This is a genomic window from Streptomyces sp. NPDC107528, from assembly GCF_055639295.1.
Genome location: NZ_JBVKAV010000014.1, coordinates 1 through 23,654, shown reverse-complemented (window position 1 = coordinate 23,654; position 23,654 = coordinate 1). Strand labels below are relative to the sequence as shown.

The following is a 23,654-nucleotide window of genomic DNA, read 5'->3' as shown; positions in this document are numbered from 1 at the left end:
AGAGCAGTACATGAGGATCCTCGTCCACGACTACAGCGGGCACCCGTTCCAGGCCCAGCTCAGCCGTGAACTGGCGTACCGCGGTCATGACGTCGTCCACTCGACCTGCTCGGCCTACGTCTCGGGAAAGGGCAACCTCGCCGAGGACGCGGTCGTCGGCCTCCGCTTCGTCACCATCGGCGATCGCGTCGTACTGGACAAGGGTGCCTATGTCCGACGCCTCTTCAAGGAGACGCGGCTGGGGCTGGAGCTGGCACGGCAGGTACGGCGCGAGAAGCCGGACGTGGCGATGCTGGCGAACCTGCCGATCCCGACCCTCGTCGTGGCCGCCTCGGCGCTGAAGGCGCTGCGTATCCCATGGGTGCTGTGGCACCAGGACATCACCGCGGTCGCCCTGAAGAGCTTCGCCGCCGCCGGGGTGTCGAAGCTGATGGGCGTGGCCGCCCGGGTCTTCGAGCAGGGCGAGAAGTGGTCGGCGCGGCAGGCCTCGGCGATCGTCGTGATCGCCGATTCCTTCGTGCGGGTCCACCGGGAGTGGGGCACCGCCGCCAAGGCCACCGTCATTCCCAACTGGGCGCCGCTGGACGAGATCCTTCCCGTGCCCCGCGCCAACGCGTGGTCGCAGGAGCACGGCCTCACCGGCGTCAGGACCGTGCTGTACTCGGGCACGATCGGTCTCAAGCACAACCCCGTCCTGCTGGTGCGGCTGGCAGAGACACTGCGTGAGCAGGGCGAACGGGTCCGTCTCGTCGTCGTCAACGACGGACCGGCCGTCCCGGTCATCAAGGAGGCCGCCGCCGCCCGCGGTGTCGAGCTGACCCTGTTGCCCTTCCAGCCCTACGAGCGGCTGCCCGAGGTGCTGGGCGCGGGCGATGTGCTGGTCGTGCTTCTGACGGCGGACGCGGGAGAGTTCTCGGTCCCCTCCAAGACGCTGTCCTATCTGTGCGCCGGCCGCCCGGTGCTGGGCCTGATGCCCGCGGACAATCTCGCGGCCAAGCTGCTCCGCCGGGCCGGCTCGCCGGTGTTCGCCCCCGAGGAGTCCTCGCTGTCCGACGCGGCCACCTGGGTCCGCGAGGTGCTGAACGACCCGGCCCGGGCGGAGTCGATGGGCAAGGAGAACCGGGCGCTGGCCGAGCAGGAGTTCGCCCTGGAGGGGTGTGCCTCGAGATTCGAGGAAATTCTGCGGGCGGCAAGTCGCGCCACTCCGTGATTACTGTGGCTTCATACTAATTCACGTCATGTGAAACGCCCTCTGAAATGCGGCGGATCGGCCGGGCCTTTGGGCTATAAATCTACCGGTGTCGACCCATTTCGTTTGCTCGCTCAATCGGGGGTGCAGGTGCGAGGCGGTGAACAGCGTTCCGTGGCAGCAGTGTGCTGCTGGGCCTTCTCTCTCGTCGCCTTCCTGCCCGCGCTGATTCTCCAGGCCATCGACACGCGATTCGGGACGGCACTCGCCGTGCAGTGCGTCGTCGTGGTGCATACCGGAGTGGGGCTGGCCCGGGTACTCACCGACAGGTCGGTGCGCCTGATCGCGTTCGGATTCTGGCTCTTCTCCTATGTGTGGCTCGGCCTGGCACCGCTCGCCATGCTCGCCACCGACACCTATCCGCTCGGCCACCGCAGCGGTGCGATGACCGCTTGCGCGGCCGCCCTGCTGACGGAACTCGGACTCCTCGCCTACGGCGCGGGGGCGGCCCTGGCCGCCGGACGCAGGCGTGGCAGGTCGGCCGTACTGGAACCGCTGCTGTCCCGCACGCTCTCGCCGCTGCCCGTGCTCCTCCTGTGCGGCCTGTCGTTGCTGCTCGCGGCCGTGCTGATCCCCGGGCAGGAAGGCGGCCTGCGGGCCTACTTCACCAGCAGACAGGCTCTGTGGCAGTCGGACACCCAGTCGGAACCCGCGCACGCGCTGCGCGTCTGGTGCCTCGCCGTCCCGGCCTTCTGGTCCCTGGTGGCCCTGGTCCACCTGCCCCGCCGGGCCGCCGGCGACCGGTTGCTGCGCGCGGTCCGTTGGATGCTGCTCCCGGCCCTGCTCGCGCTCAATGTGATCGTCAACAACCCCATCAGCAGGCCGCGTTTCTGGGCCGGCACCGTCCTTCTGGTGCTGCTTTTCTCATGGCCAAGGTTCAACACTCCGCGGGCCTTTCGCGGCATCGCCGTGGCCATCACGGCCGTGGTGCTGTTCGCTTTCCCGTACAGCGACTACTTCCGTTACGACGAACGTGAAGCGATCCAAGTGGTGGGACTTGCGGAGCAGTTCAGCACCACCATGGATTACGACGCATTTCAGCAAATGCAGACCGGCATCGACTACGTGCAGGAGAACGGCTTCTCGCCGTTTGCCCTGCTCGGTGTCGTCCTGGTCGCGATCCCCCGCACGATGTGGCCCGGAAAACCGCAGGCCACCGGTATCGAATTCGCCGAGTACGCGGGCTACGACTTCCACAACCTCTCCGCTCCGCTGTGGATCGAGAGTTACCTGTGGGGCGGTCCGCTGTGTGTCGTCGCGGTCTTCTGCCTGCTGGGCGCGGCCGGACGCCGGGTGGACGACATCCGGGCACGGCTGCAGGGCCGGCAGAGCACCCTGGCGCTGCTGCTGGTGCCCGCCTTCGCCTTCTACCAGTTGATCTTCCTGCGCGGCAGCCTCATGGCCATCGTCGCGCCCCTCGCGCTGCTCCTGATCGTTCCGCTCTTCCTCACCCGCGCCGCCCGGTCGCCCCGGCTCCCGGCCCCGGTGCGGCCACCCGCCACCGCGGGCCACGCACTCATCCCCGGCCACAGGAGGCACCCGTGACCAGCCCCGCCGGTTTCGACGATCGGTACGACGACCCCGACGAGCTTCGCGACCAGGTGCGCCTGCTGCTGAGGTACCGCGCGACCATCGTGCTGGGCGTGGCCCTGGGGCTGCTCGGCGGGCTGTTCCTGGCCCTGCTGAGCTCGGGCAGTTACACCTCCACCGGCGAAGTGCTCGTGCGCGCCAGGTCCGACCCCTTCAGCACGATCGGGGTGGGCGCCGACAGCCAGGTGAGCATGGGTACGGAGCGGCAGATCGCGCTCAGCGCGACCGTCGCGGCCCGGGCGGCGACGGAACTGCGGTACGAGCCCGGCGCCGGCGCGCTGCTGGCGGACCTGCGCGTGACGAACCTCCCGGACACCCAGGTCCTCCGGTTCGAGTACACGGCGGGCACCGCACAGCGAGCGGCCCGGGTCACCAACGCGTTCGCCCGGGCCTACCTCGCCGATCGGCAGGACCGCTCCGAGGCCATGGCCGCCAGGATGGCCGCCGGACTGGAGCGGCAGATCGCCGAGCTGACCAAGCAGCTCGAAACGAAGAAGGGTGCCCCGCCCGTCGCAGGCGCCGCAGGCCTGCGGGAGCAGGTCGGCATTTTGCGCAAGAAGGTCTCGGACGTCAGGACCTACGACCCCTTCGCCGGCGACATCGTCCGCAGGGCCGAGCCGGCGGCGCGACCCGCGGGGCCCGGCCCCGGCTGGCTCATCGGGGCCGGCCTGCTCGGCGGTCTCATCCTGGGCGTCGTGCTCGCCTGGCTGCGATCCGCCCTCGAACCACGGGCGCGCTCGGTCGGCGAGGTCCAGGAGGCACTGCACGCTCCCGTGCTGGGCATCCTCCCGGCCCCCGGCGCCGGGGGCGAACTGCTGGAGGTCGGCCGGGCGGACGGCAGCCGCGCGGAGGCATACCGCGCCCTCGCCCTGCGGCTGCGGGGCAGCGACGGCCGTATGTCCCCGGGCAGGCTCATGATCGTGGCGCCGAGGCTGCAGCGAGGTGCCGAGGTCATCGCCGTGAATCTCGCCGCCGCCCTCGCCGAGTCCGGTGACGACGTACGACTGGTGGACGCCACCGCGCACACCCCCGCCCTGTGGGCACGACTGCCACTCGCGGCCGACGCCCCCGAGCCGGACGACGTCCACGAGGGCGCAGTGGTCGTCGACGCGGGCACAGCCGGGCGCTTCACGCTCTGCCCCCACAGCCGCGTTACCACCGGCGACGACGGTCCTGCGGTCCCGGCGGCGCGTGCCGTGCCGGATGCCGATTCCGCCGGGTCGACGCTCTTGCTGAGCCCGCCCCTGCTGGAACACGGCGACGGTCTGGTGCTCGCCCCGTGCGTGGACGGCGTTCTCGTGGTGGGCGCGCTGGACGACATCAGGCGCGACGACCTCAAGCGGGTCCACGAACTGGTCAGCTGCCTCGGCGGTCACCTCGTGGGCGCGGCCCTCCACGACGGCACCCGGCCCGGCTTGCTCCGCCGTGTCATGGACATCGGGCCGGGTCGCCGGCGGCGGAACGCGTCCACGGCACCGTCCGCCCCGGCCGACGACGCCGTGGCGAAGCCGACCGCTCCAGTGCCGGACGACACGCTCACCACCTCCCGGTGAGCACCTCCGGTACGACCGTCCCGGCCACCGCCCGGTCGACCGTCCGGTCCGGGGTCGCCGCCACCGCACGCGGCGGTTGGTGGGGCTTCCTGGGCTCGGCGGTCAACGCGGTCTTCGGGTACGCCCTGGTCGCCCTGGTCACCCGAGGGCTCGGGGCGTACGGGGCCGGAGCGGTGTTCACCGGTGTCGCCGCCTTCACCATCCTGTGCAACACCTGCAAGCTAGGCGCCGACACCGGGCTGGTGCGCTTCGTCCCCGGTGACCTGGCCATCACCGGCGGCCGCAAGGTGGGCGCACTGCTGCGCAGCGCGGTCGTGCCGGGAGCCCTGGCGAGCACCACGGCCGCGGCACTGCTCTTCCTGTCGCCCGGCACGGCCACCGCGCTGCTGCCGAGTCTCGCCCCGGGGGACGCGGTGACCCTGGTCCGGTTGTTCGCCGTGTTCCTCCCCCTGGCCACGGTCACCCTGATCCTGCTGGGCGCCACCCAGGGGCACGGCACCGTGATCCCGTACGTCGGTGTCGAGCAGATCGGGAAGCCGGTACTGCGCGTGCTGATCGCCGTACCCGTCCTGCTGCTCGCCCCCGGCGTGCTGACTCTGGCCGCTGCCTGGCTCGTACCCTCGCTGGCCGGTTTCCTCTTCGCCTGGCTCGCACTGCGCAGGTGCCGTCGCAGGAGTTCGGAACATGTCGCCGTACCGGAGAGCGCCGTACAGGAGGCCGCCACCAGGCGCGGGTTCTGGGCGTTCGCCGCACCCCGGGCGATCTCGTCCGTCTTCGACATCAGCGCGGTCTGGCTGGGCGTCGTCCTGCTGTCCTCCCTGGCGACGAGCGAAGAGGCCGGTATCTACACCGCGGTCGGACGCGTGGTCATCGCGGCGACACTCCTCCAACTCGCCATCCGGCTGGCCGTGGCTCCGGAGATCAGCCGTCTCCTCGCCCTGGGCGACCTCCCGCAGGCCTCCCATCTGCACCGCGTCTCGACGCGCTGGATCGTGCTGTTCTCCTGGCCGCTGCTCGCCCTGCTCACGAGTTTCCCGGGCACCGTTCTGTCGCTGTTCGGACCGGAGTTCGATCAGGGGGCGGGCGCGCTGGTGCTGCTCTGTATCGCCTCGGCGGTCAACGTCGGGGTGGGAAACGCCCAGACCGTGCTGCTCATGGCGGGCAAGAGCACCTGGCATCTGGCAGTCACCGGGGTCGCGTTCGCGGTGCAGCTGACGGTGGGGTTCCTCGCCATTCCCCGTCTCGGCGTCCTCGGCGCCGCCCTGTCCTGGGGGGCGGCGACGGTCGTGGAGAACGTCGTCGCAGCCGTGTTGGTGCGGCGGCATCCCGGCTTCACCTTCATCGACGGCGGTTACCTGCTCGCGACGGCCGTCGCGCTGTGCCTCACCGTGCCGCTGATCGTCACCGGAAGGCTGCTGGCAGGTGACACGGCCGTTGGACTTGCCGCCGCAATCACCATGGGATTGTGTGCATTTGGTATAGGTTTATGGCGATTTCGTACAGCTTTGGGAGTGCACGAACTCGTCGGTGTGCTGCGCGAACGCACCCCATGACGCCGTCTCGAAACCGAGACCGCCGCTCCATCTCCCCTTCCTCCACCCGTCCTTGCTGCAACCCGGGATGTTCCATGCGCTTGAGAAAAAGCACTGAGCGGGGGGTCACCGCGGCTTCGGTCGCGGCCCTCCTCGCGGCCGCCTCGCTCGTCACCGCTTCGGCCTCGGTGGCCGACAGCGACGAAAAGACCCTGACCGCCGACCCCTTGGCGACCTGGCAGACCGACGGCATCGTCTGGTCGATCGCGTACGCACGCGGTGTCGTCTATGTCGGCGGAACGTTCAACACGGTCCGGCCTCCGGGCGCCAAGCCCGGCCAGAGGGAGGTCGCACGCAAGAACTTCGCGGCCTTCGACGCCGTCACCGGCAAACTGCTGTCATGCGCCCACCGCTTCACCGGCGCCGGAAGCACCGTACGGGCGCTCAAGGCGACCGCGGACGGCAAGATGCTCTACGTCGGCGGCTCGTTCGCCAACGCGGGCAAGGCCAGGGCGGCCAATGCGGTCGCGCTCAACACGGCCGGCTGCTCGCTGCGCAAGGACTTCCGCCCGAGGATCTCGTCGGCCGTGCGGGCCATCGACGTCACGAAGAGCGCGGTCTACATGGGAGGCGACTTCACAGCTGTCAACGGCAGGGAGAGGGAGCGCGTCGCGGCGTTCACCCACCGAGGTGCGCTGCTGCCGTTCAAGGCGGAGATCGAGGCTCCGGTGCGCGCCATCAGTGCCGCGCCCGAGTACGGCAAGATCATCGTGGGCGGTGACTTCCAGCTGGTCAACGAAGACCTGGAGGCCTCGCTCGTCGCCCTGCACCCCCGCACGGGGAAGACGGTGGCCCAGTACACGGACTGGCTGCCGGCCCGATCGGTCGTGAAGGCGCTGGTCCGCGACAAGACCAAGTTCTACGTGGCGGCCGAGGGCACCGGAACGGGCATCTTCGACGGGCGCATCGCCGCCAGCCTCCGTACCGGCAAGCTGGTGTGGCGGGACACCTGCCTGGGCGCAACCCAGGCCCTCGCCCTGCACAACGGCGTTCTCTACAGCGGATCCCACGCCCACAACTGCCGTGACACACCGGGCGGCTTCCCCGAGCACCACAACCGCCAGCACTTCCTGGCCCAGTCGACCCGCAACCGCCACATCCTGCACTGGTTCCCCGACACGAACGAGGGGATCGGCGAGCAGAACGGTCCCCGGGCCATGGCGATGGCGGGCGGCATCCTGTGGGCGGGCGGCGAGTTCACCACCGTCAACAACCGTCCGCAGCAGAGCCTGACACGCTTCGCGTCCGGCCCCGACCGCGGGACTCCGGAGAACCCGCCCCGGCTCAAGGCCTCGGTCAAGAGCGCCGGTCGGGTGACGCTCACCTGGCGTGCCGCATGGGACCGGGACGATGCGGAGCTGAAGTACCTCATCTACCGGGACGGCGTGCTGGTGGCCACGCGGACGGGCCGGTCCCAGGAGTGGAACCGCCCCACGATGAAGTACACGGACACCGTCACCCCCGGCTCGCGCCATCGGTACACGATCGCCGTCTCCGACGGGCAGAACACCACGCTCAGGTCGCAGGCGCTCACGGTCACCGCGGTCGCCGACAAGGCTGCGAAGACCTCGAAGACCTCGAAGGCCTCGAAGACCTCGAAGACCTCGAAGGCCTCGAAGACCTCGAAGGTCTCCAAGCCTTCGAAGGCCTCCAAGGCATCCAAGGCATCCAAGGCATCCAAGGCTTCGACGGAAAGGCGTTGATGAGGGAGCGTCTCGGCTACGCGCCAGGGGTCTTCGACCTCTTCCACGTGGGCCATCTGAATGTCCTGCGCCGGGCCCGTGGGCACTGCGACCGGCTCGTCGCCGGCGTGTGCTCGGACGACCTCGTGGTGCGCCTGAAAGGCAGGCCGCCCGTCGTACCGCTCGCCGAGCGGCTGCAGATCGTCCGCAGTGTCCGCTACGTGGACGAGACCTTCGTCGCGACCGTGGACGACAAGATGGAGATCTGGAAGGAAGTCGGTTTCGACGTCATCTTCAAGGGCGACGACTGGCTCGGCACGGACGTCTGGACGACGCTCGAAACCGAGTTCGCGAGAGTGGGGGTGGAGGTCGTCTACTTCCCCTACACCGAGCACACCTCCAGCACGCTGCTCCGGGACGCGCTGCACCTTCTCGCCCCGCAGAAGCCTTCCGAGCCGCTCACGGGTCAGCTCGCGGGACCGCGTCCGGGAGGAGCGGAGAGCTGAGGCCGCCGCGGGTGGTCTGATGCTGGTGTGACTGACGGGTCCGCTGAGGTTGCGGGCCCGTCAGCTCGTCCGCCCGCGGCCCGGGTTTGACCTACGTCACCCTCGGGGTATTCTCTCCGGCTCGATTGGCCAGCCCCCTGCCCCATATGGCAGACTGTCCGAGTTGCTCGGTCGAGTGTTGATGCTGCGCGCCTCCCGCCGGGAGGACCGGAAGCGAGTCCCACAGTACTCGTCGCCCTAACTGCCGTAAGGCAGCGCTGGGGCGGACGTACGGGAATCTTTCGGGAAGTGACAGTGCGACGCCGACCAGGCACCCGGTGGGCCTCCTAGCTCCCGGCTTGCGGTTCCGGAAGGGCCGTGTTCCCACGCAGGGATGTTCGATCAAGGGGCATCTGTGTCAGCGGGAGCGCGACACGCCCGACCGCGTGGGTCGGAGGAGGTCAAGGGAACACCGGGTTCCAGAGCGTAAGAGAGACAGGACTACTGAGTAGCCATGGCGGGACAGAAGATCCGCATCCGGCTCAAGGCCTACGACCACGAGGTCATCGACTCCTCGGCGAAGAAGATCGTCGAGACGGTGACCCGCACTGGTGCGTCGGTCGCGGGCCCGGTGCCGCTGCCCACTGAGAAGAACGTGTACTGCGTCATCAAGTCGCCGCACAAGTACAAGGACTCGCGCGAGCACTTCGAGATGCGCACGCACAAGCGCCTGATCGACATCCTCGACCCGACTCCCAAGACCGTTGACTCTCTGATGCGACTCGACCTCCCGGCCGGTGTCGACATCGAGATCAAGCTCTGAGGGCCGGTGATCTGAGAATGGCTAAGCAGATCAAGGGCATCCTGGGCGAGAAGCTCGGCATGACGCAGGTGTGGGACGCGAACAACCGTGTTGTTCCGGTCACCGTCGTCAAGGCCGGCCCCAACGTCGTCACCCAGGTCCGTACGAACGACGCCGACGGCTACGAGTCGGTCCAGATCGCCTTCGGCGAGATCGACCCGCGCAAGGTGAACAAGCCCCTCAAGGGTCACTTCGCCAAGGCCGACGTCACTCCCCGCCGCCACCTCGTCGAGATCCGCACCGCGGACGCCTCCGAGTACACGCTGGGTCAGGAGATCTCCGCGGAGGTCTTCGAGGCCGGCGTCAAGGTGGACGTGACCGGCAAGAGCAAGGGCAAGGGCTTCGCCGGTGTCATGAAGCGTCACAACTTCAAGGGCCTCGGCGCCGGACACGGCACCCAGCGCAAGCACCGCTCTCCCGGTTCCATCGGTGGCTGCGCCACCCCGGGCCGTGTGTTCAAGGGCCTCCGCATGGCGGGTCGTATGGGCAACGAGCGGGTCACCACCCAGAACCTGACCGTCCACGCCGTTGACGCGGAGAAGGGTCTGCTGCTCATCAAGGGCGCGGTTCCCGGTCCGAACGGCGGCCTCGTCCTGGTCCGCACTGCGGCCAAGGGGGCCTGAGGTAACCGATGAGCACTGTTGACATCCTTTCGCCGGCGGGCGACAAGGCCGGTTCCGTCGAGCTCCCTGCGGAGATCTTCGACGTAGAGAAGATCAGCGTTCCGCTGCTCCACCAGGTCGTCGTCGCGCAGCTGGCCGCTGCCCGTCAGGGCACGCACAAGACCAAGACCCGCGGTGAAGTCCGTGGTGGTGGCAAGAAGCCTTACCGCCAGAAGGGCACCGGTCGCGCCCGTCAGGGTTCGACCCGCGCGCCGCAGTTCGCCGGTGGTGGCGTCGTGCACGGTCCCGTGCCGCGTGACTACTCGCAGCGGACCCCGAAGAAGATGAAGGCCGCGGCCCTGCGCCACGCCCTCACCGACCGGGCCCGCAACAACCGCATCCACGTCGTCTCCGGCGTCATCGAGGGCGAGAACCCGTCCACGAAGGCCGCCAAGTCGCTGTTCGGCAAGATCTCGGAGCGCAAGAACCTGCTCCTGGTCGTCGAGCGCGCCGACGAGGCCGCGTGGCTGTCCGCCCGCAACCTGCCCCAGGTCCACATCCTGGAGCCGGGCCAGCTGAACACGTACGACGTTCTCGTCTCGGACGACGTGGTCTTCACCCAGGCCGCCTTCGAGTCCTTCGTGTCCGGCCCGAAGGCCAATGACACCGAAGGGAGCGAGGTCTGATGGCCATCCGTCACCCCGCTATTGCCTCGAAGGCCGCGAAGAAGGCCAAGGAGGCGCGCGTCAAGAAGGCGCGTCGCCACGCCGCCGAGGGCAAGAACACCGTCGTCACGCCGGCGAGCAAGGCGTTCACGGACCTCCGTGACATCCTGATCAAGCCGGTCGTGTCCGAGAAGAGCTACGCGCTCCTCGACGAGAACAAGTACACGTTCGTCGTCGCCCCGGGCAGCAACAAGACCCAGATCAAGCAGGCCGTCGAGACGGTCTTCGAGGTCAAGGTCACCGGGGTCAACACGATCAACCGCCAGGGCAAGCGCAAGCGGACCCGCACGGGCTTCGGCCAGCGTGCCGGCACCAAGCGCGCGATCGTGACCCTCGCTGAGGGCGACCGTATCGACATCTTCGGCGGTCCGACCGCCTGAGGGCGGTCCGGATCGTCCGATATCGGACGAGGACTGAGAAATGGGAATCCGCAAGTACAAGCCGACTACGCCGGGCCGTCGTGGCTCCAGCGTCGCCGACTTCGTCGAGGTCACGCGGTCCACGCCGGAGAAGTCGTTGGTCCGCCCCCTGCACAGCAAGGGTGGCCGTAACAACTCCGGTCGTGTGACCGTCCGCCACCAGGGTGGTGGCCACAAGCGCGCCTACCGCGTGATCGACTTCCGTCGTCACGACAAGGACGGCGTGCCGGCGAAGGTCGCGCACATCGAGTACGACCCCAACCGCACCGCGCGCATCGCGCTGCTGCACTACGCCGACGGCGAGAAGCGCTACATCCTCGCCCCGCGCAACCTGCAGCAGGGTGACCGCGTCGAGAACGGTCCTGGGGCCGACATCAAGCCGGGCAACAACCTGGCGCTCCGCAACATCCCGGTCGGTACCACGATCCACGCGATCGAGCTCCGTCCCGGTGGCGGCGCCAAGTTCGCCCGCTCCGCCGGTGCCTCCGTGCAGCTGCTCGCGAAGGAGGGCTCGATGGCCCACCTCCGCATGCCTTCCGGTGAGATCCGCCTGGTCGACGTGCGCTGCCGCGCCACGGTCGGCGAGGTCGGCAACGCCGAGCAGAGCAACATCAACTGGGGTAAGGCCGGCCGTAAGCGCTGGCTGGGCGTTCGCCCGACCGTTCGCGGTGTGGCGATGAACCCGGTTGACCACCCCCACGGTGGTGGTGAGGGCAAGACCTCCGGTGGTCGCCACCCGGTCAGCCCCTGGGGTCAGAAGGAAGGTCGTACTCGTGCTCCCAAGAAGGCGAGCAACAAGTACATCGTCCGCCGCCGCAAGACGAACAAGAAGCGCTAGGAGCGGGTTTAGATGCCGCGCAGTCTCAAGAAGGGGCCCTTCGTCGACGACCACCTGATCAAGAAGGTGGAAACGCAGAACGAAGCAGGCACCAAGAACGTCATCAAGACCTGGTCCCGTCGCTCCATGATCGTGCCGGCCATGCTCGGCCACACGCTCGCGGTGCACAACGGCAAGACCCACATCCCGGTGTTCGTCACCGAGTCGATGGTCGGCCACAAGCTCGGCGAGTTCTCGCCGACGCGCACCTTCCGGGGTCACGTCAAGGACGACCGGAAGTCGAAGCGCCGCTAGTAGCGGATCGCATTCAGACACGTAAGTAACTGAGAGGGACAACCATGGAAGCCAGGGCCCAGGCGCGGTACATCCGCGTTACGCCCATGAAGGCCCGCCGCGTGGTGGACCTTATCCGTGGCATGGACGCCACGGAGGCTCAGGCTGTTCTGCGATTCGCTCCGCAGGCAGCCTCCGTGCCGGTCGGCAAGGTGCTCGACAGCGCCATTGCCAACGCCGCGCACAACTACGACCACCCGGACGCCTCCTCGCTGGTGATCAGCGAGGCGTACGTCGACGAGGGCCCGACCCTGAAGCGGTTCCGGCCGCGCGCCCAGGGCCGTGCCTACCGGATCCGCAAGCGGACCAGCCACATCACCGTGGTCGTCAGCAGCAAGGAAGGAACCCGGTAATGGGCCAGAAGGTTAACCCGCATGGGTTCCGGCTCGGTGTCACCACGGACTTCAAGTCCCGGTGGTACGCCGACAAGCTGTACAAGGACTACGTCAAGGAAGACGTCGCCATCCGTCGGATGATGACGTCCGGCATGGAGCGCGCCGGTATCTCGAAGGTTGAGATCGAGCGCACCCGTGACCGCGTGCGGGTGGACATCCACACCGCTCGTCCGGGCATCGTCATCGGCCGCCGTGGCGCCGAGGCCGACCGCATCCGCGGTGACCTCGAGAAGCTCACGGGCAAGCAGGTCCAGCTGAACATCCTCGAGGTCAAGAGCCCCGAGACCGACGCTCAGCTGGTTGCCCAGGCCGTTGCCGAGCAGCTCTCCTCCCGCGTCTCCTTCCGTCGCGCCATGCGTAAGAGCATGCAGGGCACGATGAAGGCCGGCGCCAAGGGCATCAAGATCCAGTGCGGTGGCCGTCTCGGCGGCGCCGAGATGTCCCGCTCGGAGTTCTACCGCGAGGGCCGTGTGCCCCTGCACACGCTCCGCGCGAACGTGGACTACGGCTTCTTCGAGGCCAAGACGACCTTCGGCCGCATCGGTGTGAAGGTCTGGATCTACAAGGGCGACGTCAAGAACATCGCCGAGGTCCGCGCCGAGAACGCTGCCGCCCGTGCGGGTAACCGCCCGGCCCGCGGTGGCGGCTCCGACCGCCCGGCCCGTGGTGGCCGCGGTGGCGAGCGGCGCGGTCGTAAGCCGCAGCAGGCTGCCGGCGCCGAGGCCCCCAAGGCCGAGGCCCCCGCCGCTCCGGCTGAGAGCACCGGAACGGAGGCCTGACCGACATGCTGATCCCCCGTAGGGTCAAGCACCGCAAGCAGCACCACCCGAAGCGCCGTGGTCAGGCCAAGGGCGGTACGACGGTCGCGTTCGGCGAGTACGGCATCCAGGCCCTCACGCCGGCGTACGTGACCAACCGCCAGATCGAGGCGGCCCGTATCGCCATGACCCGCCACATCAAGCGTGGCGGCAAGGTCTGGATCAACATTTACCCGGACCGCCCGCTCACGAAGAAGCCTGCCGAGACCCGCATGGGTTCCGGTAAGGGTTCGCCGGAGTGGTGGATCGCGAACGTGCACCCGGGCCGGGTCATGTTCGAGCTGTCCTACCCCAACGAGAAGATCGCCCGTGAGGCCCTGACTCGCGCAGCCCACAAGCTGCCGATGAAGTGCCGGATCGTCAAGCGCGAGGCAGGTGAAGCGTGATGTCGGCCGGTACCAAGGCGTCCGAGCTGCGCGAGCTGGGTGACGAGGAGCTTCTGGCGAAGCTTCGCGAAGCCAAGGAAGAGCTGTTCAACCTCCGCTTCCAGGCGGCGACCGGTCAGCTCGAGAACCACGGTCGGCTCAAGGCCGTCCGTAAGGACATCGCGCGGATCTACACCCTGATGCGTGAGCGCGAGCTGGGCATCGAGACGGTGGAGAGCGCCTGATGAGTGAGAGCAACGTGACTGAGCAGACTGCAGAGGCCCGCGGCTTCCGCAAGACCCGTGAGGGTCTCGTCGTCAGCGACAAGATGGACAAGACCGTCGTCGTCGCCGTCGAGGACCGCGTCAAGCACGCGCTGTACGGCAAGGTCATCCGCCGTACGAACAAGCTCAAGGCGCACGACGAGCAGAACGCTGCCGGCGTCGGCGACCGCGTCCTCCTGATGGAGACGCGTCCGCTGTCGGCGACCAAGCGCTGGCGCATCGTCGAGATCCTCGAGAAGGCCAAGTAATTTCCTGCGGGCAAACCCGCAGGTCAGTTCCGCCAGGCTCGGCAGGGGCTCGCCTCTTCATGAAGCGGCCCCTGCCGGGAACCGGCAGACAAACAGGAGATAGACGTGATCCAGCAGGAGTCGCGACTGCGTGTCGCCGACAACACTGGTGCGAAGGAGATCCTTTGCATCCGTGTGCTCGGTGGCTCCGGTCGCCGCTACGCGGGCATCGGTGACGTCATCGTCGCCACCGTCAAGGACGCGATCCCCGGTGGCAACGTGAAGAAGGGTGACGTCGTCAAGGCGGTCATCGTTCGCACCGTCAAGGAGCGCCGCCGTCCGGACGGCTCGTACATCCGCTTCGACGAGAACGCCGCCGTCATTCTGAAGAACGACGGCGACCCTCGCGGCACCCGTATCTTCGGCCCCGTCGGCCGTGAGCTGCGCGAGAAGAAGTTCATGAAGATCATCTCGCTCGCGCCGGAGGTGCTGTAAGCATGAAGATCAAGAAGGGCGACCTGGTCCAGGTCATCACCGGTAAGGACAAGGGCAAGCAGGGCAAGGTCATTGCCGCTTACCCGCGCGACGAGCGTGTCCTGGTCGAGGGTGTCAACCGGGTCAAGAAGCACACCAAGGCCGGCCCGACCGCCAAGGGTTCGCAGGCCGGCGGCATCGTCACGACCGAGGCGCCTGTCCACGTCTCCAACGTCCAGCTGGTCGTTGAGAAGGACGGCAACAAGGTCGTCACGCGTGTCGGTTACCGCTTCGACGACGAAGGCAACAAGATCCGCGTTGCCAAGCGGACGGGTGAGGACATCTGATGACGACCACCACCAGCCCGCGTCTGAAGCTGAAGTACCGCGAGGAGATCGCGGGCAAGCTGCGTGACGAGTTCAAGTACGAGAACGTCATGCAGATCCCCGGCCTCGTCAAGATCGTGGTCAACATGGGTGTGGGCGACGCCGCCCGCGACTCCAAGCTGATCGAGGGCGCCATCCGCGACCTCACCACGATCACCGGTCAGAAGCCGGCCGTCACCAAGGCCCGCAAGTCCATCGCGCAGTTCAAGCTGCGTGAGGGCCAGCCGATCGGTGCCCACGTCACGCTCCGTGGCGACCGCATGTGGGAGTTCCTGGACCGCACCCTGTCGCTCGCGCTCCCGCGCATCCGCGACTTCCGTGGTCTGTCCCCCAAGCAGTTCGACGGCCGTGGCAACTACACCTTCGGTCTCACCGAGCAGGTCATGTTCCACGAGATCGACCAGGACAAGATCGACCGCACCCGGGGTATGGACATCACCGTGGTGACCACGGCGACCAACGACGCTGAGGGCCGCGCGCTCCTTCGTCACCTCGGCTTCCCCTTCAAGGAGGCGTGAGCGAGATGGCGAAGAAGGCTCTGATCGCGAAGGCTGCTCGCAAGCCCAAGTTCGGCGTGCGTGGCTACACGCGCTGCCAGCGTTGTGGCCGTCCCCACTCCGTGTACCGCAAGTTCGGCCTGTGCCGCGTGTGCCTTCGTGAGATGGCTCACCGTGGCGAGCTGCCGGGCGTGACCAAGAGCTCCTGGTAATCCCCCATTTAGGGATTCCAAGGGCTCTCGGTAAGCACTGGGCGTGTCAGGCGCCCTCCCTTCCATGGCTTAGGCTTGGAGGGTTGGGCGCCTGACGGTCGCCCGTACGACTTACTACGCCGTAGGTCCACCGCGCCGCACCCGTCCCGTCTCGGATCGGGGAGAGGGATGGCGCACCAGGAAACCCCGGCGAGAGAGGCCGAAGGCCAATTCATGACCATGACTGATCCGATCGCAGACATGCTTACGCGTCTGCGGAACGCGAACTCGGCATACCACGACTCCGTGACGATGCCGGCATCGAAGATCAAGTCTCACATCGCGGAGATCCTCCAGCAGGAGGGCTTCATCACGGGCTGGAAGGTCGAGGACGCCGAGGTCGGCAAGAACCTCGTTCTCGAGCTGAAGTTCGGCCCGAACCGTGAGCGCTCCATCGCGGGCATCAAGCGGATCTCCAAGCCCGGTCTCCGGGTGTACGCGAAGTCCACCAACCTGCCGAAGGTGCTCGGCGGCCTGGGCGTGGCGATCATCTCCACGTCCCACGGGCTCCTCACCGACAAGCAGGCCGGCAAGAAGGGCGTAGGCGGAGAAGTCCTCGCCTACGTCTGGTAGCGGAAGGGAACGGAGGAAACAGCTATGTCGCGTATTGGCAAGCTCCCCATCACGGTTCCCGCCGGCGTGGACGTCACCATCGACGGCCGTACGGTTTCGGTCAAGGGCCCCAAGGGCGAACTGACCCACACCGTTGCCGCGCCGATCGACATCGTCAGGGATGAGGACGGCGTTCTGAACGTCACCCGCCCGAACGACGAGCGTCAGAACAAGGCCCTGCACGGCCTGTCCCGCACGCTGGTGGCGAACATGATCACCGGCGTGACCCAGGGTTACGTGAAGAAGCTCGAGATCAGCGGTGTCGGTTACCGCGTTGCGGCCAAGGGATCGAACCTCGAGTTCGCGCTCGGCTACAGCCACTCGATCACCGTCGAGGCCCCCGAGGGCATCACCTTCAAGGTGGAGAACCCGACCCGTTTCTCGGTCGAGGGCATCGACAAGCAGAAGGTTGGCGAGGTTGCGGCCAACATCCGCAAGCTGCGCAAGCCCGACCCGTACAAGGCCAAGGGCGTCAAGTACGAGGGCGAAGTCATCCGCCGCAAGGTCGGAAAGGCGGGTAAGTAAGCCATGGCATACGGACAGAAGATCCTTAAGGGCGACGCCTACAAGCGCGCCGCGATCAAGCGCCGCCACATCCGGATCCGTAAGCACATCAACGGAACGGCGGAGCGTCCGCGTCTGGTCGTTACCCGCTCGAACCGCCACATCGTGGCCCAGGTGATCGACGACATCAAGGGTCACACCCTGGCGTCGGCGTCCACCCTGGACACCACGATCCGCGGCGGCGAGGGCGACAAGTCCACGCAGGCCAAGCAAGTCGGTGCCCTGGTCGCCGAGCGCGCCAAGGCCGCCGGCGTCGAGGCTGTCGTATTCGACCGTGGTGGCAACCAGTACGCCGGGCGCATTGCCGCCCTGGCGGACGCCGCCCGCGAAGCCGGGCTCAAGTTCTGAGCCGCTTCCGTAGCTAGCGGAAACAGAGAGAGGTAATTCCAATGGCTGGACCCCAGCGCCGCGGTGGCGGTGCCGGTGGCGGCGAGCGGCGGGACCGGAAGGGCCGTGACGGCGGCGCAGCTGCCGCCGAGAAGACCGCTTACGTTGAGCGCGTTGTCGCGATCAACCGTGTCGCCAAGGTTGTGAAGGGTGGTCGTCGCTTCAGCTTCACCGCGCTGGTCGTGGTGGGCGATGGTGACGGCACCGTCGGTGTCGGTTACGGCAAGGCCAAGGAGGTGCCGGCCGCCATCGCCAAGGGTGTTGAGGAGGCCAAGAAGCACTTCTTCAAGGTCCCCCGTATCCAGGGCACCATCCCGCACCCGATCCAGGGTGAGAAGGCTGCCGGCGTCGTGCTGCTCAAGCCCGCGTCGCCCGGTACCGGTGTTATCGCCGGTGGTCCGGTGCGTGCCGTGCTCGAGTGCGCCGGTATCCACGACATCCTGTCGAAGTCGCTCGGCTCCGACAACGCGATCAACATCGTGCACGCGACCGTGGCGGCCCTGAAGGGCCTGCAGCGTCCCGAGGAGGTCGCGGCCCGCCGTGGTCTGCCGCTCGAGGACGTCGCCCCCGCGGCTCTTCTCCGTGCGCGTGCCGGGGCGGGTGCGTAATCATGGCGCAGCTCAAGATTACGCAGGTCAAGTCCTACATCGGCAGCAAGCAGAACCACCGTGACACCCTGCGCTCCCTTGGTCTCAAGGGGATCAACACGCAGGTCGTCAAGGAGGACCGCCCCGAGTTCCGCGGCATGGTGCACACCGTCCGCCACCTCGTGACGGTTGAGGAGGTCTGATCATGGCGGAGAACAACCCGCTGAAGATCCACAACCTCCGTCCCGCCCCCGGCGCCAAGACCGCCAAGACCCGTGTGGGTCGTGGTGAGGCGTCGAAGGGTAAGACGGCCGGTCGTGGTACCAAGGGCACGAAGGCCCGCTACCAGGTTCCGGAGCGCTTCGAGGGTGGGCAGATGCCCCTCCACATGCGTCTTCCGAAGCTGAAGGGCTTCAAGAACCCGTTCAAGACCGAGTTCCAGGTCGTGAACCTCGACAAGCTGGCCGCGCTCTACCCCGAGGGTGGCGAGGTCACGGTCGAGGGCCTGGTGGAGAAGGGTGCTGTTCGCAAGAACAGCCTCGTCAAGGTCCTCGGCCAGGGTGAGATCTCCGTGGCGCTGCAGGTGACGGTTGACGCCGTTTCCGGCTCCGCCAAGGAGAAGATCACCGCCGCCGGCGGCAGCGTCACCGAGCTCGTCTGAATCCAACAGGCGTCTCGATGACTTGAGCGATCCCGACCGGGGATACCCCACAAATGGGGTATCCCCGGTTGGTCGTTCCAAGGGGGGCGGTCCCGCGGGTAAGGTGGCCTGCACTGCCCACTTTTACGGAGTGCTTCTTGTGGGGCACTCTGAGCGGCAGTTGACCGTTAGCCAAGTCGTTCCTATTAGTCGAACCTCAAGACCGTCACCCTTGACGCAGTAGCGCGGGGGTCGCAGGAGGCACCGTGCTCACCGCGTTCGCCCGGGCGTTCAAGACGCCCGACCTGCGCAAGAAGCTGCTCTTCACGCTCGGCATCATCGTGATCTTCCGGGTCGGTACCCACATTCCGATTCCCGGCGTCGATTACCGGGCCGTACAGGTCTGCATCGACCAGGCGGACGCCAACCAGGGCCTTTTCGGTCTGGTCAACATGTTCAGTGGCGGCGCGCTGCTTCAGATCACGATCTTCGCTCTCGGCATCATGCCGTACATCACGGCGAGCATCATCCTGCAGCTGCTGACCGTCGTGATCCCGCGCCTGGAAGCCTTGAAGAAGGAAGGCCAGGCCGGTACCGCGAAGATCACGCAGTACACCCGCTACCTGACGGTGGCGCTCGCCGTACTGCAGGGCACGGGTCTGGTGGCCACCGCGCGCAGCGGTGCGCTCTTCCAGAACTGCCAGGTCGCCAACCAGATCGTGCCGGACCGCTCGATCTTCACCACCGTCGTGATGGTCATCACCATGACCGCCGGTACGGCCATGGTCATGTGGCTCGGTGAGCTGATCACCGACCGCGGCATCGGCAACGGCATGTCGATCCTGATGTTCATCTCGATCGCCGCGACCTTCCCGTCCGCGCTGTGGGCCATCAAGAAGCAGGGCTCCCTGGCCGACGGCTGGATCGAGTTCGGCACCGTGGTCGCGGTCGGTCTCGTCATGATCGGCCTGGTGGTCTTCGTCGAGCAGGCTCAGCGCCGAATCCCCGTCCAGTACGCGAAGCGCATGATCGGCCGCCGGTCCTACGGCGGTACTTCGACGTACATTCCGCTGAAGGTCAACCAGGCGGGCATCATCCCTGTGATCTTTGCCTCGTCGCTGCTCTACATCCCGGCGCTGATCGCCCAGTTCGCCGGCGGAAACGCCGGCTGGAAGACCTGGATCGAGCAGAACCTCGCGCTGACGGACGCTCCGCTGCACATCACGCTGTACTTCTTCCTGATCATTTTCTTCGCGTTCTTCTACGTGGCCATCTCGTTCAACCCCGAGGAAGTCGCGGACAACATGAAGAAGTATGGTGGCTTCATCCCGGGCATCCGGGCTGGCCGACCGACCGCTGAGTACCTTTCGTACGTACTCAACCGGATCACTTGGCCGGGCTCGCTGTACTTGGGCCTGATCGCTCTCGTGCCGACGATGGCGTTGGCTGGTTTCGGGGCAAACCAGAACTTCCCGTTCGGCGGGACCAGCATCCTGATCATCGTGGGTGTCGGTCTCGAAACGGTGAAGCAGATCGAGAGCCAGCTCCAGCAGCGCAATTACGAAGGGTTCCTCCGCTGATGCGTATCGTCCTCGTCGGGCCGCCGGGCGCCGGTAAGGGAACGCAGGCTGCGTTCCTCGCCAAGAACCTGTCGATCCCGCACATCTCCACGGGCGACCTGTTCCGCGCCAACATCAGCCAGCAGACGGAGCTCGGGAAGCTCGCGAAGTCCTACATGGACGCGGGCAACCTGGTGCCGGACGAGGTCACCATCGGGATGGCCAAGGACCGCATGGAGAAGCCGGACGCCGAGGGTGGCTTCCTGCTGGACGGCTTCCCGCGCAATGTGTCCCAGGCCGAGGCGCTCGACGAGATGCTCCAGTCCGAGAGCATGAAGCTGGACGCCGTCCTGGACCTCGAAGTCCCCGAGGAAGAGGTCGTCAAGCGGATCGCCGGGCGGCGGATCTGCCGCAAGGACTCCAGCCACGTCTTCCACGTGACGTACAGCCAGCCGAAGAAGGAAGGCGTCTGCGACGTCTGCGGCGGCGAGCTGTACCAGCGGGACGACGACTCGGAGGAGACGGTCCGCAAGCGCCTCGAGGTCTACCACACGCAGACCGAGCCGATCATCGACTACTACAAGACGCAGGGGCTGGTGGTCACCATCTCCGCGCTCGGCAAGGTCGAAGACGTCACGGCGCGCGCCATGGAGGCGCTTCAGCGTGACGGGGACGGCAAGTAGCGTTCTTGGCTCGTACGTAGCTCATGCCGCGGTTCCCTGTGAGGGGGCCGCGGCTGCTGCGTGGGGTGGGGTGCGCAGCCTCCGCCCTTATGGTTGAAGCAGTCCCCTCTATTCAGTCCAGGAAGGCCCCCGTCCCCATGGTGCAGATCAAGAGCCCCGAGCAGATCGCCAAGATGCGTGAGGCGGGGCTGGTCGTCGCCGCCATTCACGCGGCCACGCGTGAGGCCGCGGTTCCCGGGGCCAGCACCAAGGATCTGGACGAGGTCGCCCGCAAGGTCCTCGCGGAGCACGGCGCCAAGTCGAACTTCCTCGGCTACGGCGGCTTCCCTGCGACCATCTGCACCTCCGTGAACGACGTCGTCGTCCACGGCATCCCGTCCGAGGACGTCGTCCTCAAGGACGGCGACATCATCTCCATCGACTGCGGCGCGATCATCGACGGCTGGCACGGCGACGCCGCCTACACCGCCTTCGTGGGCTCCGGTCACGCTCCGGAGCTGGTCGAGCTCTCCCGGGTGACCGAGGAGTCGATGTGGGCCGGCATCGCGGCCATGAAGCAGGGCAACCGTCTCGTCGACGTCTCCCGTGCCATCGAGACGTACATCCGCCGGCAGCCCAAGCCGGGCGGCGGGCGCTACGGGATCATCGAGGACTACGGCGGCCACGGCATCGGCACCGAGATGCACATGGACCCGCACCTGCTGAACTACGTCGAGCGGCGGCGGGGGAAGGGGCCGAAGCTGGTCCCGGGCTTCTGCCTCGCGATCGAGCCGATGGTCTCGCTGGGCACCCCGAAGACGGAGGTCCTGTCGGACGACTGGACCGTGATCACCACCGACGGCACCTGGTCGTCGCACTGGGAGCACTCGGTTGCGCTGACCGAGGCGGGGCCGCTGGTGCTCACCTCTCCGGACGGCGGCAAGGCGAAGCTGGCCGAGTACGGGATTGTCACCGCGCCGGATCCGTCGGCCTGAGTGTCCCGCCGTACCTCCCCGGCGCTTAATGATCTGCCGTCCGGGGCAGACTTCCCCGATTCGTCTTTCCGGGTGCGCTGACGTAGACTGACTCGTCGGCTCTTGTGCACCCGCATGTCTGCATGCGCCCGTAAGGGAAAAGTCCAAGGGTCGATCAAGGTAGTCGATTCCGAAGGGCGAAGCGTGGCCAAGAAGCAAGGTGCCATCGAGATCGAGGGCACTGTCGTCGAGTCTCTGCCGAACGCCATGTTCAAGGTCGAGCTCCAGAACGGCCACCAGGTCCTGGCACACATCAGCGGCAAGATGCGCATGCACTACATCCGCATCCTCCCTGACGACCGGGTCGTGGTGGAGTTGTCTCCGTACGACCTGACGCGTGGCCGGATCGTCTACCGCTACAAGTAGATCTTGCCCGCGCCCCGGGCTTCCCGAGGCGATGGCACTGACCCGGAGAACCTCACCAATGAAGGTCAAGCCGAGCGTCAAGAAGATCTGCGACAAGTGCAGGGTGATCCGCCGTCACGGTCGGGTCATGGTCATCTGCGAGAACCCGCGCCACAAGCAGCGCCAGGGCTGACGCACGATCGTCCACTCCCTCTGCAACGACATCGCAGAGATTCGCGCGACGCGAGCTGAATATGTTCATACGCAGAACCCAGGCGAGCTTTCGCCTGACACCCCCGGTTCGGAGGCCGGGGACCCAGTTCGTACCTGGTACGGCGGCTGGGATTCGGTTCTGCGGAAGACCTCCGAAGATCACCAGGAGCCATTGAATGGCACGCGTTTCCGGTGTTGACATCCCGCGCGAAAAGCGCGTGGAGGTCGCCCTCACCTACGTGTTCGGCATCGGCCGGACCCTTTCGCAGCTGACGCTGGCGGAGACGGGCATCGACCCGAACACCCGTGTTCGTGACCTGAGCGAAGAGCAGCTCGTCGCGATCCGCGAGTACGTCGACAACAACATCAAGACCGAGGGTGACCTCCGTCGCGAGATCCAGGCCGACATCCGCCGCAAGGTCGAGATCGGCTGCTACCAGGGTCTGCGTCACCGCCGTGGCCTGCCGGTCCGCGGTCAGCGCACCAGCACCAACGCCCGCACCCGCAAGGGCCCGCGTCGCGCCATCGCCGGCAAGAAGAAGCCGGGCAAGAAGTAGTCCTCAGCGGACAACGCTTCATCAGCGGTCTTCGCTGTAGGACCGACCACCTCCCCGTAGGAGTTAACAGATGCCCCCCAAGGGACGTCAGGGCGCCGTCAAGAAGGTGCGCCGCAAGGAAAAGAAGAACGTCGCTCACGGCCACGCGCACATCAAGAGCACGTTCAACAACACGATCGTCTCCATCACGGACCCGTCGGGCAACGTGATCTCCTGGGCCTCCGCCGGCCACGTCGGCTTCAAGGGCTCCCGGAAGTCCACGCCGTTCGCCGCGCAGATGGCTGCCGAGTCGGCTGCCCGCCGCGCCCAGGAGCACGGCATGCGCAAGGTCGACGTGTTCGTCAAGGGCCCGGGCTCCGGTCGTGAGACCGCGATCCGCTCCCTGCAGGCCACGGGCCTCGAGGTCGGCTCCATCCAGGACGTCACCCCGACCCCGCACAACGGCTGCCGCCCGCCGAAGCGCCGCCGCGTCTGACCCTCGGGTCGGGTGCACGGCTGCTTGGTTTGAGGTTTCGGGCGGTATGGCTCTTCGGAGTCATATCGCCCGTACCCTTGTCACACATCAGGGCGTCAAATAGCGGGCGCCCCTGACTGAAGGATCGCAACATGCTGATTGCTCAGCGTCCCTCGTTGACCGAAGAGGTCGTTGACGAGTTCCGCTCCCGGTTCGTGATCGAGCCGCTGGAGCCGGGCTTCGGTTACACCCTCGGCAACTCCCTGCGTCGTACGCTCCTGTCCTCGATCCCGGGTGCGGCGGTCACGTCCATCCGTATCGACGGTGTCCTGCACGAGTTCACCACCGTGCCGGGCGTCAAGGAGGACGTCACCGACCTGATCCTCAACATCAAGCAGCTGGTCGTCTCCTCG

General features: G+C 67.0%; 34 protein-coding genes and 1 pseudogene. All 35 read left to right on the top strand.

All coding sequences use genetic code 11. The annotated features are described in order from the left end of the window. Positions 1 to 10: 10 nt before the first annotated feature. Positions 11 to 1,210, top strand: coding sequence for a glycosyltransferase family 4 protein (locus ACZ7L5_RS37140; RefSeq protein ID WP_471522605.1), 1,200 nt, complete (start codon positions 11 to 13; stop codon positions 1,208 to 1,210). A gap of 153 nt (positions 1,211 to 1,363) precedes the next feature. Further along, positions 1,364 to 2,794: a hypothetical protein gene (locus ACZ7L5_RS37135; RefSeq protein ID WP_471522603.1), complete on the top strand. Its 1,431-nt coding sequence runs from the start codon at positions 1,364 to 1,366 to the stop codon at positions 2,792 to 2,794. Further along, positions 2,791 to 4,392 carry a hypothetical protein gene (locus ACZ7L5_RS37130; protein WP_471522601.1) on the top strand — a complete coding sequence of 534 codons (1,602 nt, stop codon included), beginning with the start codon at positions 2,791 to 2,793 and terminating at the stop codon, positions 4,390 to 4,392. Before ACZ7L5_RS37135 ends, ACZ7L5_RS37130 begins: the two co-directional genes overlap by 4 nt. Then, positions 4,389 to 5,945 carry an oligosaccharide flippase family protein gene (locus tag ACZ7L5_RS37125; protein WP_471522599.1) on the top strand — a complete coding sequence of 519 codons (1,557 nt, stop codon included), beginning with the start codon at positions 4,389 to 4,391 and terminating at the stop codon, positions 5,943 to 5,945. The genes ACZ7L5_RS37130 and ACZ7L5_RS37125 overlap by 4 nt, the downstream gene beginning before the upstream one ends. 74 nt (positions 5,946 to 6,019) lie before the next feature. Beyond that, complete coding sequence (locus ACZ7L5_RS37120; RefSeq protein WP_471522597.1) at positions 6,020 to 7,687, top strand: PQQ-binding-like beta-propeller repeat protein; 1,668 nt, start codon at positions 6,020 to 6,022, stop codon at positions 7,685 to 7,687. Then, positions 7,687 to 8,172 (top strand): FAD synthase family protein, encoded by a 486-nt coding sequence (locus tag ACZ7L5_RS37115; protein ID WP_384192082.1) that lies wholly within the window; start codon positions 7,687 to 7,689, stop codon positions 8,170 to 8,172. Before ACZ7L5_RS37120 ends, ACZ7L5_RS37115 begins: the two co-directional genes overlap by 1 nt. A 493-nt stretch (positions 8,173 to 8,665) precedes the next feature. Beyond that, positions 8,666 to 8,974, top strand: a complete 309-nt coding sequence (gene rpsJ, locus ACZ7L5_RS37110) for a 30S ribosomal protein S10 (RefSeq protein WP_003948644.1) — start codon at positions 8,666 to 8,668, stop codon at positions 8,972 to 8,974. Between the two features lie 17 nt (positions 8,975 to 8,991). Further along, on the top strand, positions 8,992 to 9,636 hold the full coding sequence (gene rplC, locus ACZ7L5_RS37105) for a 50S ribosomal protein L3 (protein ID WP_328424620.1): 645 nt from the start codon (positions 8,992 to 8,994) through the stop codon (positions 9,634 to 9,636). Between the two features lie 8 nt (positions 9,637 to 9,644). Beyond that, positions 9,645 to 10,301 (top strand): 50S ribosomal protein L4, encoded by a 657-nt coding sequence (gene rplD, locus ACZ7L5_RS37100; RefSeq protein ID WP_328879906.1) that lies wholly within the window; start codon positions 9,645 to 9,647, stop codon positions 10,299 to 10,301. After that, positions 10,301 to 10,720: a 50S ribosomal protein L23 gene (rplW, locus tag ACZ7L5_RS37095; protein WP_328879905.1), complete on the top strand. Its 420-nt coding sequence runs from the start codon at positions 10,301 to 10,303 to the stop codon at positions 10,718 to 10,720. The genes rplD and rplW overlap by 1 nt, the downstream gene beginning before the upstream one ends. 40 nt (positions 10,721 to 10,760) lie before the next feature. Next, a complete protein-coding gene (gene rplB / locus ACZ7L5_RS37090) occupies positions 10,761 to 11,597 on the top strand; it encodes a 50S ribosomal protein L2 (protein WP_062706768.1) in 837 nt (278 codons plus the stop codon). 12 nt (positions 11,598 to 11,609) lie between these two features. Next, complete coding sequence (gene rpsS, locus ACZ7L5_RS37085) at positions 11,610 to 11,891, top strand: 30S ribosomal protein S19 (protein ID WP_147995160.1); 282 nt, start codon at positions 11,610 to 11,612, stop codon at positions 11,889 to 11,891. A 44-nt stretch (positions 11,892 to 11,935) separates the two neighbouring features. Further along, positions 11,936 to 12,283 carry a 50S ribosomal protein L22 gene (gene rplV / locus ACZ7L5_RS37080; protein ID WP_026290933.1) on the top strand — a complete coding sequence of 116 codons (348 nt, stop codon included), beginning with the start codon at positions 11,936 to 11,938 and terminating at the stop codon, positions 12,281 to 12,283. Then, a complete protein-coding gene (gene rpsC / locus ACZ7L5_RS37075) occupies positions 12,283 to 13,104 on the top strand; it encodes a 30S ribosomal protein S3 (protein ID WP_037680401.1) in 822 nt (273 codons plus the stop codon). Before rplV ends, rpsC begins: the two co-directional genes overlap by 1 nt. A gap of 5 nt (positions 13,105 to 13,109) precedes the next feature. Next, complete coding sequence (gene rplP, locus ACZ7L5_RS37070) at positions 13,110 to 13,529, top strand: 50S ribosomal protein L16 (RefSeq protein WP_004927269.1); 420 nt, start codon at positions 13,110 to 13,112, stop codon at positions 13,527 to 13,529. Next, positions 13,529 to 13,753, top strand: a complete 225-nt coding sequence (gene rpmC / locus ACZ7L5_RS37065) for a 50S ribosomal protein L29 (RefSeq protein ID WP_003998824.1) — start codon at positions 13,529 to 13,531, stop codon at positions 13,751 to 13,753. Before rplP ends, rpmC begins: the two co-directional genes overlap by 1 nt. After that, positions 13,753 to 14,040: a 30S ribosomal protein S17 gene (gene rpsQ / locus ACZ7L5_RS37060; protein WP_053753927.1), complete on the top strand. Its 288-nt coding sequence runs from the start codon at positions 13,753 to 13,755 to the stop codon at positions 14,038 to 14,040. The genes rpmC and rpsQ overlap by 1 nt, the downstream gene beginning before the upstream one ends. A 105-nt stretch (positions 14,041 to 14,145) precedes the next feature. Further along, entirely contained in the window at positions 14,146 to 14,514 is a 369-nt protein-coding gene (rplN, locus tag ACZ7L5_RS37055; protein WP_003998823.1) for a 50S ribosomal protein L14, read from the top strand. 2 nt (positions 14,515 to 14,516) lie between these two features. Then, positions 14,517 to 14,840, top strand: coding sequence for a 50S ribosomal protein L24 (gene rplX, locus ACZ7L5_RS37050; protein ID WP_007494760.1), 324 nt, complete (start codon positions 14,517 to 14,519; stop codon positions 14,838 to 14,840). Beyond that, positions 14,840 to 15,397, top strand: coding sequence for a 50S ribosomal protein L5 (rplE, locus tag ACZ7L5_RS37045; protein ID WP_030967305.1), 558 nt, complete (start codon positions 14,840 to 14,842; stop codon positions 15,395 to 15,397). The genes rplX and rplE overlap by 1 nt, the downstream gene beginning before the upstream one ends. 5 nt (positions 15,398 to 15,402) lie before the next feature. Beyond that, the gene (locus tag ACZ7L5_RS37040) at positions 15,403 to 15,588 is read left to right on the top strand and encodes a type Z 30S ribosomal protein S14 (protein ID WP_003948630.1); all 186 of its coding nucleotides are present in this window, start codon (positions 15,403 to 15,405) and stop codon (positions 15,586 to 15,588) included. Between the two features lie 213 nt (positions 15,589 to 15,801). Then, positions 15,802 to 16,200: a 30S ribosomal protein S8 gene (gene rpsH / locus ACZ7L5_RS37035; RefSeq protein ID WP_007384075.1), complete on the top strand. Its 399-nt coding sequence runs from the start codon at positions 15,802 to 15,804 to the stop codon at positions 16,198 to 16,200. A 24-nt stretch (positions 16,201 to 16,224) separates the two neighbouring features. Further along, positions 16,225 to 16,764 carry a 50S ribosomal protein L6 gene (gene rplF / locus ACZ7L5_RS37030; RefSeq protein WP_328424606.1) on the top strand — a complete coding sequence of 180 codons (540 nt, stop codon included), beginning with the start codon at positions 16,225 to 16,227 and terminating at the stop codon, positions 16,762 to 16,764. Between the two features lie 3 nt (positions 16,765 to 16,767). Further along, entirely contained in the window at positions 16,768 to 17,151 is a 384-nt protein-coding gene (rplR, locus tag ACZ7L5_RS37025) for a 50S ribosomal protein L18 (RefSeq protein ID WP_328424604.1), read from the top strand. Positions 17,152 to 17,192: 41 nt separating this feature from the next. Next, positions 17,193 to 17,798, top strand: a complete 606-nt coding sequence (rpsE, locus tag ACZ7L5_RS37020; RefSeq protein ID WP_007494753.1) for a 30S ribosomal protein S5 — start codon at positions 17,193 to 17,195, stop codon at positions 17,796 to 17,798. A gap of 2 nt (positions 17,799 to 17,800) precedes the next feature. After that, positions 17,801 to 17,980: a 50S ribosomal protein L30 gene (rpmD, locus tag ACZ7L5_RS37015; RefSeq protein ID WP_052580766.1), complete on the top strand. Its 180-nt coding sequence runs from the start codon at positions 17,801 to 17,803 to the stop codon at positions 17,978 to 17,980. Positions 17,981 to 17,982: 2 nt separating this feature from the next. Continuing rightward, positions 17,983 to 18,438 (top strand): 50S ribosomal protein L15, encoded by a 456-nt coding sequence (gene rplO / locus ACZ7L5_RS37010; RefSeq protein ID WP_328879903.1) that lies wholly within the window; start codon positions 17,983 to 17,985, stop codon positions 18,436 to 18,438. A 245-nt stretch (positions 18,439 to 18,683) separates the two neighbouring features. Then, positions 18,684 to 19,997 (top strand): preprotein translocase subunit SecY, encoded by a 1,314-nt coding sequence (gene secY, locus ACZ7L5_RS37005; RefSeq protein WP_328879902.1) that lies wholly within the window; start codon positions 18,684 to 18,686, stop codon positions 19,995 to 19,997. Beyond that, positions 19,997 to 20,659: an adenylate kinase gene (locus ACZ7L5_RS37000; RefSeq protein WP_328879901.1), complete on the top strand. Its 663-nt coding sequence runs from the start codon at positions 19,997 to 19,999 to the stop codon at positions 20,657 to 20,659. The genes secY and ACZ7L5_RS37000 overlap by 1 nt, the downstream gene beginning before the upstream one ends. 137 nt (positions 20,660 to 20,796) lie before the next feature. Next, entirely contained in the window at positions 20,797 to 21,633 is an 837-nt protein-coding gene (gene map / locus ACZ7L5_RS36995; protein WP_406198486.1) for a type I methionyl aminopeptidase, read from the top strand. A 183-nt stretch (positions 21,634 to 21,816) separates the two neighbouring features. Next, positions 21,817 to 22,038 (top strand): translation initiation factor IF-1, encoded by a 222-nt coding sequence (gene infA / locus ACZ7L5_RS36990; RefSeq protein ID WP_003948620.1) that lies wholly within the window; start codon positions 21,817 to 21,819, stop codon positions 22,036 to 22,038. Between the two features lie 58 nt (positions 22,039 to 22,096). After that, complete coding sequence (rpmJ, locus tag ACZ7L5_RS36985; RefSeq protein ID WP_003998809.1) at positions 22,097 to 22,210, top strand: 50S ribosomal protein L36; 114 nt, start codon at positions 22,097 to 22,099, stop codon at positions 22,208 to 22,210. 196 nt (positions 22,211 to 22,406) lie between these two features. After that, positions 22,407 to 22,787 carry a 30S ribosomal protein S13 gene (gene rpsM, locus ACZ7L5_RS36980; protein WP_037680379.1) on the top strand — a complete coding sequence of 127 codons (381 nt, stop codon included), beginning with the start codon at positions 22,407 to 22,409 and terminating at the stop codon, positions 22,785 to 22,787. A 70-nt stretch (positions 22,788 to 22,857) separates the two neighbouring features. After that, positions 22,858 to 23,262: a 30S ribosomal protein S11 gene (rpsK, locus tag ACZ7L5_RS36975; protein ID WP_017949643.1), complete on the top strand. Its 405-nt coding sequence runs from the start codon at positions 22,858 to 22,860 to the stop codon at positions 23,260 to 23,262. 131 nt (positions 23,263 to 23,393) lie between these two features. Continuing rightward, positions 23,394 to 23,654, top strand: a pseudogene (locus tag ACZ7L5_RS36970) (DNA-directed RNA polymerase subunit alpha); the annotation flags it as partial.